Origin of the sequence: Flammeovirga sp. MY04 (genome assembly GCF_001682195.2) — a bacterium.
GTDB lineage: Bacteria > Bacteroidota > Bacteroidia > Cytophagales > Flammeovirgaceae > Flammeovirga > Flammeovirga yaeyamensis.
This window is the reverse complement of the sequence record NZ_CP003560.2, coordinates 375,926-391,752: the sequence shown is the minus strand read 5'-3', so window position 1 is coordinate 391,752 and position 15,827 is coordinate 375,926. Positions and strand designations below refer to the sequence as shown.

Annotated in this window: 15 protein-coding genes; 9 read left to right on the top strand and 6 right to left on the bottom strand. The window is 32.5% G+C overall.

The window, feature by feature from the left end; all coding sequences use genetic code 11:
• Positions 1–608: 608 nt before the first annotated feature.
• A complete protein-coding gene (locus MY04_RS01565; RefSeq protein ID WP_066205360.1) occupies positions 609–1,379 on the top strand; it encodes a head GIN domain-containing protein in 771 nt (256 codons plus the stop codon).
• A gap of 88 nt (positions 1,380–1,467) precedes the next feature.
• Here the strand turns inward: MY04_RS01565 and MY04_RS01560 are convergent, their stop codons facing one another.
• The gene (locus MY04_RS01560; RefSeq protein WP_066205357.1) at positions 1,468–2,484 is read right to left on the bottom strand and encodes a helix-turn-helix transcriptional regulator; all 1,017 of its coding nucleotides are present in this window, start codon (positions 2,482–2,484) and stop codon (positions 1,468–1,470) included.
• Between the two features lie 65 nt (positions 2,485–2,549).
• Between MY04_RS01560 and MY04_RS01555 the strand changes: the two genes are divergently transcribed.
• Complete coding sequence (locus MY04_RS01555) at positions 2,550–3,653, top strand: hypothetical protein (protein WP_066205353.1); 1,104 nt, start codon at positions 2,550–2,552, stop codon at positions 3,651–3,653.
• A 202-nt stretch (positions 3,654–3,855) separates the two neighbouring features.
• On the top strand, positions 3,856–4,383 hold the full coding sequence (locus MY04_RS01550; RefSeq protein ID WP_066205343.1) for an AAA family ATPase: 528 nt from the start codon (positions 3,856–3,858) through the stop codon (positions 4,381–4,383).
• Between the two features lie 108 nt (positions 4,384–4,491).
• On the opposite strand, the gene manA is transcribed toward MY04_RS01550, so the two are convergent.
• On the bottom strand, positions 4,492–5,697 hold the full coding sequence (gene manA, locus MY04_RS01545) for a mannose-6-phosphate isomerase, class I (protein WP_066205342.1): 1,206 nt from the start codon (positions 5,695–5,697) through the stop codon (positions 4,492–4,494).
• Positions 5,698–6,046: 349 nt separating this feature from the next.
• Here manA and MY04_RS01540 point away from each other — a divergent pair, with 349 nt between their 5' ends.
• The 3 genes from MY04_RS01540 (at position 6,047) to MY04_RS01530 (ending at position 8,365) form a co-directional block, all read left to right on the top strand.
• Complete coding sequence (locus MY04_RS01540) at positions 6,047–6,769, top strand: tRNA1(Val) (adenine(37)-N6)-methyltransferase (protein WP_066205341.1); 723 nt, start codon at positions 6,047–6,049, stop codon at positions 6,767–6,769.
• The gene (locus tag MY04_RS01535) at positions 6,766–7,782 is read left to right on the top strand and encodes a helix-turn-helix transcriptional regulator (RefSeq protein WP_066205337.1); all 1,017 of its coding nucleotides are present in this window, start codon (positions 6,766–6,768) and stop codon (positions 7,780–7,782) included. The genes MY04_RS01540 and MY04_RS01535 overlap by 4 nt, the downstream gene beginning before the upstream one ends.
• 136 nt (positions 7,783–7,918) lie before the next feature.
• Complete coding sequence (locus MY04_RS01530) at positions 7,919–8,365, top strand: hypothetical protein (protein ID WP_066205334.1); 447 nt, start codon at positions 7,919–7,921, stop codon at positions 8,363–8,365.
• Between the two features lie 281 nt (positions 8,366–8,646).
• Here the strand turns inward: MY04_RS01530 and MY04_RS01525 are convergent, their stop codons facing one another.
• Together MY04_RS01525 and MY04_RS01520 are read right to left on the bottom strand one after the other, a co-directional pair.
• A complete protein-coding gene (locus MY04_RS01525; protein WP_066205331.1) occupies positions 8,647–9,444 on the bottom strand; it encodes a class I SAM-dependent methyltransferase in 798 nt (265 codons plus the stop codon).
• Between the two features lie 15 nt (positions 9,445–9,459).
• On the bottom strand, positions 9,460–9,933 hold the full coding sequence (locus MY04_RS01520) for a hypothetical protein (RefSeq protein ID WP_205958210.1): 474 nt from the start codon (positions 9,931–9,933) through the stop codon (positions 9,460–9,462).
• Between the two features lie 224 nt (positions 9,934–10,157).
• On the opposite strand from MY04_RS01520, the gene MY04_RS01515 reads away from it, so the two are divergent.
• On the top strand, positions 10,158–10,979 hold the full coding sequence (locus tag MY04_RS01515; RefSeq protein ID WP_066205325.1) for a murein L,D-transpeptidase catalytic domain family protein: 822 nt from the start codon (positions 10,158–10,160) through the stop codon (positions 10,977–10,979).
• A 488-nt stretch (positions 10,980–11,467) separates the two neighbouring features.
• On the opposite strand, the gene MY04_RS01510 is transcribed toward MY04_RS01515, so the two are convergent.
• Positions 11,468–13,393 (bottom strand): tetratricopeptide repeat protein, encoded by a 1,926-nt coding sequence (locus tag MY04_RS01510; protein ID WP_066205323.1) that lies wholly within the window; start codon positions 13,391–13,393, stop codon positions 11,468–11,470.
• 331 nt (positions 13,394–13,724) lie between these two features.
• On the opposite strand from MY04_RS01510, the gene MY04_RS01505 reads away from it, so the two are divergent.
• On the top strand, positions 13,725–14,105 hold the full coding sequence (locus MY04_RS01505) for a group III truncated hemoglobin (RefSeq protein ID WP_066205319.1): 381 nt from the start codon (positions 13,725–13,727) through the stop codon (positions 14,103–14,105).
• Between the two features lie 97 nt (positions 14,106–14,202).
• Positions 14,203–14,856 carry a SanA/YdcF family protein gene (locus tag MY04_RS01500; RefSeq protein ID WP_066205316.1) on the top strand — a complete coding sequence of 218 codons (654 nt, stop codon included), beginning with the start codon at positions 14,203–14,205 and terminating at the stop codon, positions 14,854–14,856.
• 124 nt (positions 14,857–14,980) lie between these two features.
• On the opposite strand, the gene MY04_RS01495 is transcribed toward MY04_RS01500, so the two are convergent.
• On the bottom strand, positions 14,981–15,691 hold the full coding sequence (locus MY04_RS01495) for an NUDIX hydrolase (protein WP_066205310.1): 711 nt from the start codon (positions 15,689–15,691) through the stop codon (positions 14,981–14,983).
• Positions 15,692–15,827 lie beyond the last annotated feature (136 nt).

The following is a 15,827-nucleotide window of genomic DNA, read 5'->3' as shown; positions in this document are numbered from 1 at the left end:
GGAGAGAATGTATCAAAAGCCCAGGATTTTAATCTTGGGGATGCTTTTTTGAGGGAAAAAGTAAGAAGGAAAACTGGCGCAAATGTTAAGCGAAGCGACATTTGTGCCTAATAACGTTAGAGGTCTCCCATCCTCGGTTTTTAATTAAGAGTTAGGAATTAGCAGTTAGGAGCTAGGAATTAGGAGTTGCTGAATTTACGCTCCCTCTACATTACGTGAGCACAAGTTTGGAAACATGCTCTAGTCATCAAAAAAATCTTATTTAAACCCATACTTACCCCCACGAACCATCTAACATTTCACGTTTTTCATTTTTAACTTTTCATTTTTAATTCCCAAAAGTTGATTTTCAAAAAAAAATCAACTTTAAAATAGGGGTAAACCTCTTCTTAAGGGTCATGTTATTGAAAGCACGATAAAAATCCACTTTTAATAAGTTATTTGATGAAAAATAAAAAAAAATACCACTTATAGATATCAATCATTATTTGAAATTGCTCAAAAAAATTTCAGTAAGGTTGAAAAAGAAGAGTTTCAAAAAACGTATCAATCTATTCTCAAACAAATCGAAATCTGTTCTTAACATCTAATCATAAATTGACAAACTAATGAAAAAGCTATATGCATACCTATCTATTTTCACAATATTCTTCCTTTCAAGCTGTGGTGTAATCACTAAAAAAGCAGAAGGTCCTATTATTGAAAAACAACTATTTTTAGATGCCTTCGAAAGCATTAATGTAAAAGGGTCTATGAATGTTTTTGTAACCTACGGTGAAGAAGTGGAAGTTAGAGTCACAGGAGAAGAAGAAGCAGTAAATTCTTTAAATACTTCTGTATCAGGTAAAAATTGGGATATTCAATTTGGAAGACTTTTTAGTGATCACTCAGTAAAAGTATATATCACCTCTCCATTTTTAAAGAAAGCTTCAATTAGCAGTTCAGGAGATCTTGATATTGATAGAGTGGTCCAACCTTATTTTACAGTTAATTCATCTTCTAGTGGACAAATAAGAATTCAAGATGTTTCAGATGTTTCCGAAGAGTTGAGTGTTAGGACTACTTCGTCTGGAAATATTGAAATCGAAAATGTTACTACAGAAAAAGTAAATGCAGAGATTAGTAGCAGTGGCAGTATCACATTATATGGTAAGTCACTGCAACTGACGGGGGCACTTTCTTCTTCAGGAAGACTAAAAGCTGAAAACCTTGAGGTGGATCATGGTAAATTTACGATCTCATCTTCAGGAAATGTATATACACACACCAATAAAACATTAATCGGTCGATTATCATCAAGTGGTAGTTTGTATTACAGAGGCAACCCAAGTTTTGATGTAAACACATCCTCATCGGGAAGTTTGAAAAAAATGGATTAGAAAATAATTCTTTAAAATTGAAGTTACCAACATAGTTTATTCACATATGTTGATAACTTCAATTCATATTACAACAAATGTGAATAACTTATTTGATTTTATACTGTTCCACCATCGACTTAGGAGAAACACCATAAAAGTTTTTAAACGCATCCGAGAATTTTGATAACCCTTTATAGCCTAAATTTTGTGACACTTCGGTGACAGTCAGCCCTTTCTCTACCAAAAGCTCTCTCGCATTCTGCATTCTCATTTTATTATAAAACTGATATACAGGAACCCCAAATTCGGTTTTAAAATCACGAATCAATTTAGAGCGGCTTAAACCAAATTCCTTGCAGATATCTTCTAATGTAGGAGGATTTGATAAATCACTACAAATATATTCCTTCACCTCAAACATTCTTTTAGTATCTTGACTAGACAAGTTATTTACGTCTTCGAAGTTACGGTTGGACATATGTTTTAACACTTCTCCCACCAAATCGATTGCATTTCCGTAGATTTTAAAATTACGGAATTGGTATTCTTCAGTTTGACTAAAAATGTCATGAAGGGCTTGAGAAATGGTATAATTCACCGGTTCAAACAATAGCCAAGGTTTATCGGATAATAAAAACTCTTTAAAACCTTTAGGTACCTCTTCTAATAACTCTAATATGAATGATTTTTTAACGACTAAACTTACCCACTCTGATTTAATATTTTTTTCTCCAATGTTAGTCAATGAGTTCATAAAGTTTGTGATCACCACCCCTTGATGACTGTCTTTCCCAAATAAAGAAATTGTCTCTTCGTTTTTAAACATATGATGTACCGCCCCGCTTTTGTGGATCACAAAGAATATATAATTTTTCTGTACATCACTGGGTATATGTTCAACACTTACTTTTTCGTTTAAATTACACCTTTGAACGACCAATCTTAATTGATCGAAATGTGTAAATCGATGAAAAAGCACATCGCCTACACGATTATGTATTTTAAGTACTTTTTCGTTATGCAGCAGTTCTCCTCCTGCCTGATTCATTAATTGTTCAAAGAAAGTGTAGTTATCTTTATGGTCTATCGTATAATGATATTTAATATCTTGATCTGTAGACATAGAGTATTATCAGGGTATGTATATTTGTATTTTAGGTATGTGTCGTAAAATTAAGAATTTCTACAATGAAAGAAGATAAATTAATAGTATTTGATAAAATCATCCATCGAAAACCTAAGAAAAATCCTAAGACTCCTACCGACAAATTAACAAAGCTATGGCAAGAGGTTGAAAAGAAAAATAGAAGAAATAAACGACTTTATAATGGTTTTAAATCACTTTTAACGGAATATAATGAGTTTGTTAGCTCCTCCCATAAGACCTATATAGAACAAATTAAATCTACTTTAGAGCATTTATTTTTTATCAAAAAGACGACTACTCTAAGTAATAAGCAATTCGAGATCTATCAATTAATTACTCAAAATTTAATGATGTCTGCTTTATCCTCTCCTTATGTTTATGAAACTAATGTTCACCGCTTAATCCCGGAATATTATCAATCTATAGAAAGTAATCAACACAGTAGAAGTAAGTCTCAATTGATGAAAGAGTTGAAGCAAAGTATACTATATGAATTAAAATTCAGATCAAGATCAATCAACAATATAGAAGATTATATTACTGCTCAGGATTGGGAGCATTTGATAGAAAACCCAGGTAAAGTGGATGCATTCTACGAAAAAAAAATCGCCCCGATTCTATTAGAAAAAGAAAAAAACAAGGCCATAAAAAGGTATAAAGAAGAAGAAAAATCAATAACAAAGCATACAACCACACATATCGATTCTTTAAATAAAATCTATAAAGCCTTGGCAAAAAAATTGCATCCTGATTTGGTACAAGACGATAATGTAAAACAGGATAGGCATCTTAAGATGTCAGAAATTATTAAAGCAAAAAATAACAACGACCTGTTTACACTCATCGTTTTTTATCAGAAATACGTTGCAGATGCAATAAATATTGGTCAAAATGAAATAGAGCATATTTTGGAATCCTTGCAATCTAAATCTGATACTTTAGATCGTGAAAAAGAAGAGTTTCTTCATAGTAAGTTAGAGCAATATGTTTTTTCAAACTATACCGGATTACATGGGAATGGAATTCGAAAACATTCTTTGGCTATGAAAGAGAAGTTTCAGAAATCTACTTATCAACTACGACAACTAAAAGATAAAACTTCTTCCGATCACGAATTGAAGCAATATCTACAGACTTTAATGTAATTTTTTTAATAATAAAATCAGCTTGTCAGTTCCCCTTAAAATTGAACATTTAGCAGAAACAGATGAGTTTCTGCCAATAATAAGTAACATTTAATATGTTTATTGGAATTTTAAACTAACAAAAACAGTTTTCTAAGTACTGTAACTATTATTCTATTCAATTTTAGCTGACAACCTAATTTAGATTAGTGTTGTTTAACGTATGCACAATTCAGAAGTAAAAAAAATATTGATCACCGGTCCTGAATCGACAGGGAAAAGTACGTTGGCTCATCAACTTGCAGAGTGGTACGACACTCTTTGGGTGAATGAATATGCAAGAGATTATCTTGAGCAATTAAACCGGCCATATGTACAAAAAGATTTGGTTGTTATCGCTAAAAAGCAATTTGAGATTCAGAATATCAACTTCGAATTGGCCAATCGATTTTTATTCTGCGATACTGGCTTAGAAGTCATCAAAGTATGGTCGGAGTTTAAATATCAACAATGTGATTCTTGGATTCTAGATCATTTAGACCAACAAAAATTTGATGCTGTATTTTTAATGGATGTCGATCTGCCATGGGAATATGATGAATACAGAGAAACACCAAACATAGAAACTAGAAAACAGCTACTAGAAAGCTATAAAGAAGAATTAAAAAATACTTATGGAGTATATCACCTCATCAATGGTAACATGATTGAACGATTTGAGAAGATGAAGGACATTTTGCATAAGCTTTAATAAAAAGGGTTGAATCAAATTATTAGTCTTGTATGGAAGTTTTACTACAACGTCCAAATACGAGAATAATTTTTGATTCAACCCTTTATACTGTATATAAAAATATAATTACGCTACAGGAGCAGTCGCTTTAAATAAAACGGCTTTATCTGTTGTTGTAATTGTATAATCAGCATCTACTAATAAAAGAACAACTTCTCCTCTCTTAATAGTTACAGAAGTATCTCCTTCCGTCACTGTCGCCTCTCCTTCAGAAACAATAATAATCTGAGCAGTTTTTGCTACGCTCTTGTATTCATCACCTGCTGAAATAGCTACTCTACTTAATTCAAAGTCAGGAGCTGGAGATTTGTAGATTCTTTCAAAACCATCTTCTTGAAGCTCACCTTTCATAATATTAGGAATAGTTTCCTCGAAAGTAACGTGCTTCAATAATTCAGGTACATCAATATGTTTTGGTGTTAAACCTCCTCTTAATACGTTATCAGAGTTGGCCATTAATTCCATATTCTGACCTTCCATGTAAGCGTGTGGTAAACCTGCATCTTGGAAGATAGCATCTCCGATATCTGCTCTAACAATATTAAAGAAGTAGATCGAATAGATACCTCTATCTAAATCTGCTCCTTCTGGATTTAAAGCTACTGATTTAGCCGTCCAGTAATCAGGAGAAGATTTTTCGATTTTATTTTCGTTATATAATGGCATCACACGGTCAACCAACGAACGAAGTTTTTCGTTAATAGTTTCCGCAGAATATTCCATTACTGTTTTGTATAAACCATAATAACCTTCGGCATCAAAGATCTCTACTAAGTCGTTAAACTCTGGTACAGTAACTAATGTCTCTCTTAATTCAGCTTTTGGTTTGAAACCGTGTAATAACCAGAATTCACTTAACGCTACCATAATTTCTGGTTTATGGTTATCGTCTTTGTAATTTCTATGAGAGGCTGTTACAGGAATACCTTCAGCATTTTCTCTAGCAAAACCTTTTTCAGCTTCTACTTTTGTAGGGTGTACTTGAATTGAAAGCACATCCTTAACATCAAGAACTTTAAATAAGAAAGGTAAACGACCGAATTTATCGTTAATATATTTACCAATAGTAGCCTCTGGATTAGACTTAATCATTTCATTTAAGAATTGATCATCGCCCACTTTCGCTGGAGCATTATCATGTGCGCCCATCCAATATTCTGCATATGGTTGATCTTCTTTCTCAATACCGATCATTTCAGGAATAAAATTGGCACCGCCCCAAGCATAGTTTTGTACTTTTCCTTTAATAGGAAATAATTTTGTAGTAGACATTATTTTGACTGTTGATTTATTTACAATCACTAGAATTGTTATTGTTCTAGCATATAGTTAAGTAGTAATTCTGAATTTGGTGAAAGTTAATTTTGATAATGAGACGAGATGTCCTTATCGAATTAGTCACTGCATTCGGTTGCAAAAATAATAATAATAACGTATCAAACTATTTAACAAAACCTTATAACTCGGAAATATTCTATCGATTTAAAAAATCCTATTATTTAAATTTCATTTCAAATTCTTGATGCTTTGTTAAGTTCCTCAAAAAATAAGAGTGGAATAAAGGATTTAAAATTGTTTTTTGGGATATTGAAAATGTAGTTCGTTTTATAATTTCAAATTGATGAGTAAGTACGCCTTATTTCAGTTTAAAGAGTTTTCTGTGAATCAGGAAAAATGTGCAATGAAAATTGGAACAGACGCCATTCTGTTAGGTGCTTGGGCAACAAGTTCTATGGAAAATCCAAAAGTATTAGATATTGGTTGTGGTTCTGGGTTAATCAGTTTGATGTTAGCACAGAGATTTAAAGATGCAGAAGTGACAGGGATAGATATTGATGAGGGAGCCTTCGAGCAATCGAAAGAAAACTTTATGAATAGCCCTTGGTATAATAGACTTGATGCTCAAATAGGTGATTTTAGAACCGCTGCTTTTTCTTCTTCTTTTGATTTAATAGTTTCCAATCCACCTTATTTTGAAAATGCATTAAAAGCAGAAACAAAAGAACGTAATCTAGCTAGACACACAGATAGTCTTAGTTTACATCAGTTAATCGAAAAGGTTAGTAAATTACTCTCTCGCGATGGAACATTTTGTATGATCTATCCTATTGAAGCTTTGGATGAAATTATTTCTTTAGCAGAATTACATCAATTATATATTTCTGATTTACGAATTGTCCATCATAATGCTAACAAAAAAGCGAAACGTTTATTGATTGCTTTACAGAAAAAAGCCATCAATAATAAAATAGAAGGAAAACCTTTTTATATAAGAGCGAATCACAATAACGATTACTCGGAAGAATATCAAAACCTCACCAAAAGTTTTCATCCTTTCCTATGAAAAAAGATAATAAAAGAATCTTGTATTTCGATTCTACAAGTTTCGATCGTACGTATTCTAAACTTCAAAAAGACCTTGGAGGAGAACTTCTTGAGCGTCAATTTATATTGAATGATCCTGAGATTGGACAGATGTATCTTGAGTATTTTGATATTGGAGCACCTTTTCAATTAAGTATCAATTATTGTCATATAACTCAAGATCTATATGTAAAGGATACGAATGAATCCGAAACAACTCAATTATTTATATTATTCATGCGAAAAAACTCAAGCATAAAAATTAGTGATTATGCTAGTGATGAAATGCACTTAGGGGCTAGAGGTGTAAAATATAATATCATGCTTCGTCAGAATCGGAAGGATGTTTTTATTGACATTGATAAAGATGAAGAAATGTTTTGGATAGGAATGAGAATGGACCTCGACAAAATAGGTCCACTTATCAATATTAATAAGAAAGATTCGGAGGAGTTTATTGATTACCTACTCAACCAAAATTACTATGAAGAAAGTACTACAGAACTTGAAAGCATAATTGAAGACCTTTTTCTTGCTCAAAAGTTGTCAATTGGAAGAAATGCGATTATTGGTGGTTTAGGCCTACAATTAATGGGTAAACTTTTGATAAAGCTATTTGAACATAAAAAAAAGAAACTGGAAAATAAGATTACAGAAGAAACCCTCACTAAATATTTCGAGATCAAAGACTTTATCCTGAGCGATTATAACAATATACCTACTACTAAAGATATTGCTTTAAAATTCGGTATCGGTGAGACTAAACTAAAAGAGGATTTCAAAAAAGTATTTGACCAATCTATTTTCTCATTTATTACTAGCCATAGAATGATGGACGCTCATCGTTTATTAAGAAGTACCGATGATTTAATTGGTGATATCTCTAAAGAATTGGGTTATAGTCATTTATCAAAATTCACAGGTGCTTTCAAAAAATATTATGGGTATACACCTTCAGAATTAAGGGGATCGAAGCGAATTAAACATTTTTAATATCATCCGACAAAATTGGTAAACATTACGACCAAATTAGTAAATCCAAACCAAAACATTGCCGTTTTCAGTATTGTGTTTAGAGCAAAACAATAAAAAATGCTCACCTAATCATAAAAACAAAACTGAGAATATAATGAAATTTTTACACAACTTATCTGCACTTTTCATCGCTATGGTCGTTTTTGCTTCATGTTCAAACAATAACGACGAAGTAGATGCAACTCCAGAATTTGCAACAATCGACATCACAAACGTAGAAGATGGACAGATTTTCACAATAGGAGAAGAGGCCGTTATCGAAACTACATTGTACATCCCTGAAGGTACAATCGAAGCACCTCAATTAGTATTCACTTATGCTGAAACTAATGAAACTGTAACTGTTGACTTAATTGGTCAAATCCCAGAAATTGCAGGTGAACAAACTGTAAACCTTTCTGCTACTATTACACCATCTGCAGCAGGTATGTATGAATTACAAGCACAATTCTATCACTCAAGTGATGCAGAAGGAGCTCAAAATATTATTACTTCTGAGGAGTTTAATGTTGCTTCAGGCGCATTCCTTCCAGCAGAGTAATCAAAGATTAAAATCAGGGTTATTAAATTATAGTGAATTAAGATATAGACCTAGCAGTATTACTGTCTAGGTCTTTTTTCTTTTTATATCCAAGTAAGTACAGTTGCAATAGAGCTTACTTGTTATAAATAGTATCATTAGGTAAGGACGTTTCATTGAAACGTCCTTTCTTGTATTAGTACGTTCGTTATAGAGAATACAAAGACGAACTTTCCAAGTTGATATTATGTACAGTTATTTTACCTATGTAAAATGTACGGACATTTTACTAAACGCCTTCTCTAGTATTTTTCTACTAAATAAAACCCGCAAGTTGTTACAAAATTTCTTACCCAAGGTATATCTCCTAAAATAGGAATCTTCTTTCTTGGCTTTAATCCAAATTTATACTCATAAATAGGATTGATAAAATAATGAGTTTTCTCTTTCACTTTAAATTGCTGACGTTTACAAATTCTTTCGAAACGCTCTAAAGAAATTCCCGTAGCTTTTATATCCATCAGTTCTTTTACCAACCCTTTACTCACATTTCCATTATCTAAAATGAATTTGTAAAGAAAAGAAGGTAATAAATGATAGTAAGGTAGTTTTGATAGCAATTTGCTTTCAACAATTTGTTGATGACCTCCGAAAGGCATTTGCCAAGGTGGAAAACCAAAAAAGATTTTTCCGTGCTCTTTTAAAAAGGAACGGAAATAATGTATGATTTTTTCCTGGTCAGGAATATGTTCGATGACATCTTTAAGAACAATTAAATCGAATTTTTCTCCAAAATCTTTTTCTACATCAATATCATAAACATTCTTACCTATAATTTGTGCCTGACCTTTATCAATAAAGTCTTTAAGAAAAACACTGGCTAACTCTACTCTAGGCATGCTGAGTTCAACACCTACACCAAAACACCCTTTTTCTAAAAAGGCTTTCAGAACGCCACCTTCACCACATCCAACCTCAAGTACTCTTAAGTTGGGTGTGATTTTTAGCGATTGCTCAATAAATGGAAGTACATATTTATTGGCATTATCAGTTTGTATATTAAAATAGACTTCTTTGTCCTTATGAAAATCAAAAGCCATTGTTGTTTGTTCTAATTAATTGTTTGGAGATACTTCTGTTTCGGTTAAAAACCCAAAATATTCACCAAAGTAAAAGATAGCTATATTCATTATGATCCCCCAAAATACGGCACTCATAAACATATAAGTGATGATTTTTCTCTTTTTTTCTCCAAAAGATAAAGCGATAAGCATACCTATGGGCGGACCAAATAAAATTGGAGTAAAAAATGCCACTCCTTTCATTCCGTAATTTTGCCAAATACGGACAATCATACGGTTTCTCTTAGTAAATAGCTTTTTTGATTTACCTCTATTTAACCATAAAAGAAGTTTTTTTCTGGCCTCAGTACCTGCATAAGTAAGTGAAACTACTGTAATCATCATTCCTACAATGGTAAGAATAGTGGTCTCTACAATAGTTAAACCGGCTCCGTATCCTACAATAGGACCAAAAAGGAACTTTAAAGCACTTGTAATTAAAGTTGATATGTATCTGGTTAAATCCAAGGTATAAATAGTTTACAAAGAAAAAACAAAAGTTACATAGTATAAGATTCTTGTCATAATAAAATTACCATCATTACTTTAAGGAAGTAAATTCTGTCATGACCTTAGGTCTTTAAACTGTTAAATATATGTATATGATAATCAGTTATTAACATAAATCAATAATAATACTAATAACATTTTGTACATTTACGATATAACTAAAAGAAAAAACGATTTTACAAATGAACTTCAGTTTCAAATCATTAATCATAGTAATCACGCTGCTATGTATTAATTTTACTAACACAACTGCTACTGATAGAGTTAAAGAAGCTCACGTTGGTGAGACCACCAAAGAATTAATTCTTTCGTTATATCAAAAGGCGAAGTTACAAGATTATGGTTTATCTTTTCAAGCTTTTGCAAAAGGATTAACAGGATATTTAAATCTTTTAAATAAAGGAGAAATAAAAAACACCCGAATTCTAAGTATTGTCGATTTCTCACAGCCTTCCACAAACAAACGTTTATACATTATAGATATCAAAAGAGGGGTTTTATTAATGAACACTCTAGTGGCTCACGGAAGAAATTCAGGAACTTTATATGCTGATAACTTCAGCAACATCATGAACTCTAAACAATCGAGCTGTGGTTTTTTTAAAGCATCAGAAACCTATTTTGGTAAGTATGGCCTATCTCTAAAGCTAGATGGATTACAAAAAAACATCAACAACAAAGCTAGAGAAAGAGCTATTGTTATCCACCCTGCCAAATATGTATCAGAAACTTTCGTACAACAAAACGGCTACCTTGGTCGTAGTTTCGGCTGCCCTGCCCTATCCTATAAAGATCACAAACAAGTAATCAATACCATTAAAGGTGGATCTGTGTTTTTTATCTATTCTAAAATGAATACTTCGTCTGATGACAATCTTGATGAAATTCCTAACAACGCTTTAGAACTACTTTCGAGTTATACTTCTTCGACTCCTTCGATGATGGAAAGAGATATTCCTGCGCCGAAACATGAAGTGAAGGGGGAATTAAAAATGAAAAGTTAGGTGGAATACAAGTGAAGAGCGTTTTTTTTAAATTAAAAATGAAAAGTTAAAAGTGAAAAATGTGAAATGTTTAGGGAATGAAAAATTAAAAATGAAAAACGTGAAATGTTAGGTGGTTCGTGGAGGAAAGTATGTGTTAAATAAGAATTTTTTTAATTACTAGTGCAAGTTTCCGAACGCGTGCCCGCGTAATGAGGAGCGTAGATTCAGTAACTCCTAATTCCTAGTTCCTAACTTCTAATTAATGACCGAGGTCGGGAGACCTCTAACGTTTATTAGGCACAAATGTCGCTGCGCTTAACATTTGCGCCAGTTGAGTCTTACTTCTTACCTCTTACCTTAAAAACCCTTCCACAGAATTAATCCCTCTGGCCTTTCGTAATACCCCTTAGTTTCTTAGTTCCTTAGTTCCTTAATTCTTTGTCGTATAAAAAAACGAGGCAGATCCCTCCACCTCGTTGATAATATTTTAAAAATAATAAACTTCTTTATTTTAGCGATGTAACAGAAAGTCCATCATTTACCACAAACCCAAGTTTTGTCGCTTTCTCCATATCCTTCTGAGCTTTTTCTTCTTTACCTAATTTTGAGAAAGTCAAAGATCTGTAGTACACTAAGCGTTTATCTTCTGGATTTAATTTGATGGCCGAGTTTAGGCATTTTAATGCTTTCTTAAAGTTCTTCTGATTGTAGGCCACAATACCTTTTACACCGATCAATTCTGGTGTATCTTTTTGAAGCTTTTCAATCTCTATGATTTTTTGCTGTGCCTTAGCTGTATTCCCCATTACTGCGTAATTGAAACCTAATAATAGGTGAGCAGATGAATAATTAGGATATTTATTGATAGCTTTTTCAAGTACATCATTTGATTTGATCAACATCCCTTTTTCCATATAAGCTACGCTTTTACCATAAAGGTCTACATATTTAGATTTACCGATATTGTCTAACTTTTGGAAATCGTGCAAGGCTTCATCGTATTGATTATTCTTAATGAATGCCCATGCTCTTTGATGTAGAACATATGAAAAGTCAGGATACAAAGCTAATGCCTTTGAGTAATCCTTCATTCCTTTATTGAATTCTCCTTTTGCCATATATACATCTCCACGGTAAGAATATACTTTAGCAGTATTTGAAGAAAGCATTATGGATTGATTTAAGTCGGTTAACGCTAAATCAAAATCTTTCAACAAGAAGTTAACATACCCTCTTTGCTGTAATGCATACCCATATTTAGGTGATAATGCAATGGCTTTTGAGAATGCCTCTTGTGATTCTTTATATTCTTTTTTGGCTAAATGAGCATTACCTAAAATCGTGTATAGATAAGCCTCATTTGGATTGATTTCTTTGGCTTTTTCGAGAGTAGCTATACAGTCATCTAATTCTCTTATTGCGAGATTAGATTTTGCTTTCTCCAACAAAGCTGAATAATAGTTAGGAGTATAAATTAATGCTGAATCAAAGTCTGAAATTGCAGATACATATCTTTTTTGATACGCATGCAATAATCCTCTTTGATAAAAAGCATAACTGTATTTAGGAGCCAATTTAACGGCTTTATCAAAATCTTTTTCTGCTTGATGTAGCTTACCTGTTTTTATGTTCAACTCACCTCTACGACAATGTGCATAAGCATAGTTGGGTTGAATTTGGATGGCTCTATTGTAAGCAAAATAGGCATCTTCATAATTTAAGGCATGAACAAAAGTATCACCTTGTAAGCTTAATAATTTGATATTGTCAGGACTAACAATTAATCCTTTATCAATCACTACAATTGCTGAATCAAAACTGTTTTGCTGTACATAGATTTCAGCCAAATGCGTGTATGCATCAATAAGTCCTACCTCATATAATGTTGCTTTGGAGAAATCTTGCTTGGCTTCCTCAATTTTACCCATACGGAATTCTACCAATGCTCTTCTGTGGTAGTACATTCCTACATTAGGCTCTAATTTTAAAACTGCATCAAAATCTGATAAACTTTTAGGCATGTTACCAATATTGGAATAGGCCTCTGCTCTAAAAACATAAGCATTGACATAATTTGCATCTAAATCAATAGCTGCTGAGAAATTATTAATTGCTTCGGCATTTTCACCTTTGGCTAGGTCGATGTATCCTTTTAAATAATACCCTGCCGGATGCACTGCATTTAAAGATATTGCTTGATCTACATCTTCACTTGCTTTATCATACTCCCCTTTTGAAATATATAACTTCGCTCTTTCCAAGTAAGCGATATCATTCATTAAATTGAAATCGATCTCTTTACTTAAAGATTCAATTGCTTTATCTATTTCGCCATTTTGAGATTGTTGCATTGCATCTCCCATCCAATTTTGAGAAAAGGCAACTTGACTTATTAAAAGAAAGGAGGTAAGATATAGAAATAATAATTTCATACAGTTTTGTTTTGAGGTAGGTTATACATTAGTATTAACCCTGTTAGTCGTCTATTCGATGAACTCGTTAATGTTTATTACAATATATTTAACTTACTTTAAATAGGGAAAAGAAAGTTGATGAGTAACTAATCGATCGAGTAAACTACATATTATTTTATTTATTCGTTATTAAGTACAAATTACAATATAGTATTTTTTGGTGAAGATGAGAAGCTTGTATAAGGTTTGGGTGGGTTTAGAATAAAAAGGATGATAATCAGTATACTTTAATCATCAAACCTAAATATATACTTTTATCACTACCTTTACCTAACATCCAATAGTAATCATGAAAAAAGAAATCGAAAATAGAGAGGACATTATAGTTTTGGTCAATAGCTTTTACGACAAAGTGAGACAGCACCCTACTTTAGGTCCTTTTTTTAATGAAGAAATCAAAATTAATTGGGATACTCATCTACCTATTATGTACGACTTCTGGGAAAGTAATCTTTTCTCTGTAAATAAATACAAGGGAAACCCTGTAGTAACACACCAAAGTGTGGATAAGGTAAGCCCGATTGAACAAAAACATTTTGGACATTGGCTACAGCTTTGGTTCAATACCTTGGATGAACATTTTGAAGGACAAAATGCGGATACCTTAAAGTCGAGAGCAAGAAATATGTCCCATATGTTATTTATGAAAATCTTTCAGGGAAGAATGTAAATCTAGGAATAATTTTAACGAATTGTTCTTCTAACAACATTTTTAAGATAGGTAACTTTGTCAATTCTAATTTTATCTTTAAACTCGTATTGAAATTATGAGAATTAAAGTAAAGACGTACATAAAAACTAGCATTGTTCTTGGCATATTTTCATTTTTTCTCACCCTATACATCAATAGCTATGTAAGTGAGAAAAGTAGTCCGTATATCTTGGAACACGACAACATGACCGTTTCTTGTAAAACAGGCTTACTCTTAGGTACAAGCAACTATCTTAGAAGTGGGGCACCGAATCCTTATTTCACTAACAGAATTGAGGCTGCTACTAAACTACTAAAAGAACACGATATTGAATTTGTTATTGTAAGTGGTGATAATAAAACCAACGATTATAACGAACCAAAAAAAATGTATCAGGCCTTAGTGAAACAAGGTGTGAACAAAAAAAACATTGTCTTAGATTATGCCGGTTTCCGAACATTAGATTCAGTGATTAGAGCCAAAGAAGTATTTGGTCAAGATCGATTTATTATCATCTCACAAAAGTTTCATATTGAAAGAGCCATCTTTATCGCAAGATATCATGGCATTGAAGCCTATGGCTATGCTGCGGAAGATGTTCCCTTCGAAAAGGGATATTGGGTAAAATATCGAGAAGTACTCGCTCGAGTAAAAATGATGCTTGATCTTTATGTACTAAAGACCTCTCCTAAGTTTTTAGGGAAGGAAGAAAAAGTAGGGGAAGAATAATCTAAAGTGTTCCGTGAGGACGTTTTGGTAAAACGTCTGTACAGATGAACCTTCTTTAAAACTTTAGAAAATAAGCTTATATAAAAATAGCCATCATTAAAATGATGGCTATTTTTATAATTATCTATGAACCAAATGCCATAGATTTTAATTCGAAGTTAAATCCTTGTGAGATCAACTCGTCGTATTTACCTTCTTCGAAAACATAATAGTAAGCCCCTTTCTTGGACACACCTTTTTGTTTTTCGTCTAATTTCTTAAGTAATCCAGTAGCTAAAATTTTCTTTCTGAAGTTACGCTTATCGAATTGCTTTTGGTGAATAGCTTCGTAAAGCGATTGTAATTCAGGTAAAGTAAATTTCTCTGGTAATAATTCGAAACCGATAGGTTGATATCTCGACTTTCTTCTCAATTTACCCCATGACATTTGAATCATTGTTTCATGATCAAACATTAATTTTGGTAAAGCTGTAATCGGGAACCATTGTGCCTGGTTTCTTTCAAGAATTTCTTCGTCTTGGCTATCAACTTTAATCAATGCGTAATACACTAATGAAATTACACGTGCCACAGGGTCACGGTCTACTTCACCAAATGTACTTAATTGATCCATATAGATTCTATCTAAACCTGTCTGCTTTTTTAAGACACGTTCTGCAGCGTAATCTAAAGATTCTCCATAATGAAGGAAACCTGTTGCTAGACCCCAAGCACCTTTGAAAGGTTCTACTTTTCTTCTAGTCAAGAGGACTTTTAATTCTCCATCTTCGTATCCAAAAATTACACAATCTATAGCTAAGAGTGGTTTATATGCACTGTTATAATATTCGTTCATATCTTGTATGTATCTTCTACTGTAATCAGTCTATTAATCAGATATTAAGTTTTCGTAGTATCAAATTATGGTGTAAAGTTGGTATTTACAACCCATCTATGATAGTATTAAATGTAAATATATAATTTTATTACAA

Excerpts from the sequence above, each read along its gene's own strand:
- MY04_RS01555 (WP_066205353.1), top strand. The coding sequence starts at position 2,550 with ATGAAAGAAGATAAATTAATAGTATTTGATAAAATCATCCATCGAAAA.
- MY04_RS01565 (WP_066205360.1), top strand. The coding sequence starts at position 609 with ATGAAAAAGCTATATGCATACCTATCTATTTTCACAATATTCTTCCTT.
- MY04_RS01515 (WP_066205325.1), top strand. The coding sequence starts at position 10,158 with ATGAACTTCAGTTTCAAATCATTAATCATAGTAATCACGCTGCTATGT.
- MY04_RS01540 (WP_066205341.1), top strand. The coding sequence starts at position 6,047 with ATGAGTAAGTACGCCTTATTTCAGTTTAAAGAGTTTTCTGTGAATCAG.
- MY04_RS01530 (WP_066205334.1), top strand. The coding sequence starts at position 7,919 with ATGAAATTTTTACACAACTTATCTGCACTTTTCATCGCTATGGTCGTT.
- MY04_RS01560 (WP_066205357.1), bottom strand. The coding sequence starts at position 2,484 with ATGTCTACAGATCAAGATATTAAATATCATTATACGATAGACCATAAA.
- MY04_RS01500 (WP_066205316.1), top strand. The coding sequence starts at position 14,203 with ATGAGAATTAAAGTAAAGACGTACATAAAAACTAGCATTGTTCTTGGC.
- MY04_RS01510 (WP_066205323.1), bottom strand. The coding sequence starts at position 13,393 with ATGAAATTATTATTTCTATATCTTACCTCCTTTCTTTTAATAAGTCAA.
- MY04_RS01495 (WP_066205310.1), bottom strand. The coding sequence starts at position 15,691 with ATGAACGAATATTATAACAGTGCATATAAACCACTCTTAGCTATAGAT.
- MY04_RS01525 (WP_066205331.1), bottom strand. The coding sequence starts at position 9,444 with ATGGCTTTTGATTTTCATAAGGACAAAGAAGTCTATTTTAATATACAA.
- MY04_RS01505 (WP_066205319.1), top strand. The coding sequence starts at position 13,725 with ATGAAAAAAGAAATCGAAAATAGAGAGGACATTATAGTTTTGGTCAAT.
- MY04_RS01535 (WP_066205337.1), top strand. The coding sequence starts at position 6,766 with ATGAAAAAAGATAATAAAAGAATCTTGTATTTCGATTCTACAAGTTTC.
- MY04_RS01550 (WP_066205343.1), top strand. The coding sequence starts at position 3,856 with ATGCACAATTCAGAAGTAAAAAAAATATTGATCACCGGTCCTGAATCG.
- manA (WP_066205342.1), bottom strand. The coding sequence starts at position 5,697 with ATGTCTACTACAAAATTATTTCCTATTAAAGGAAAAGTACAAAACTAT.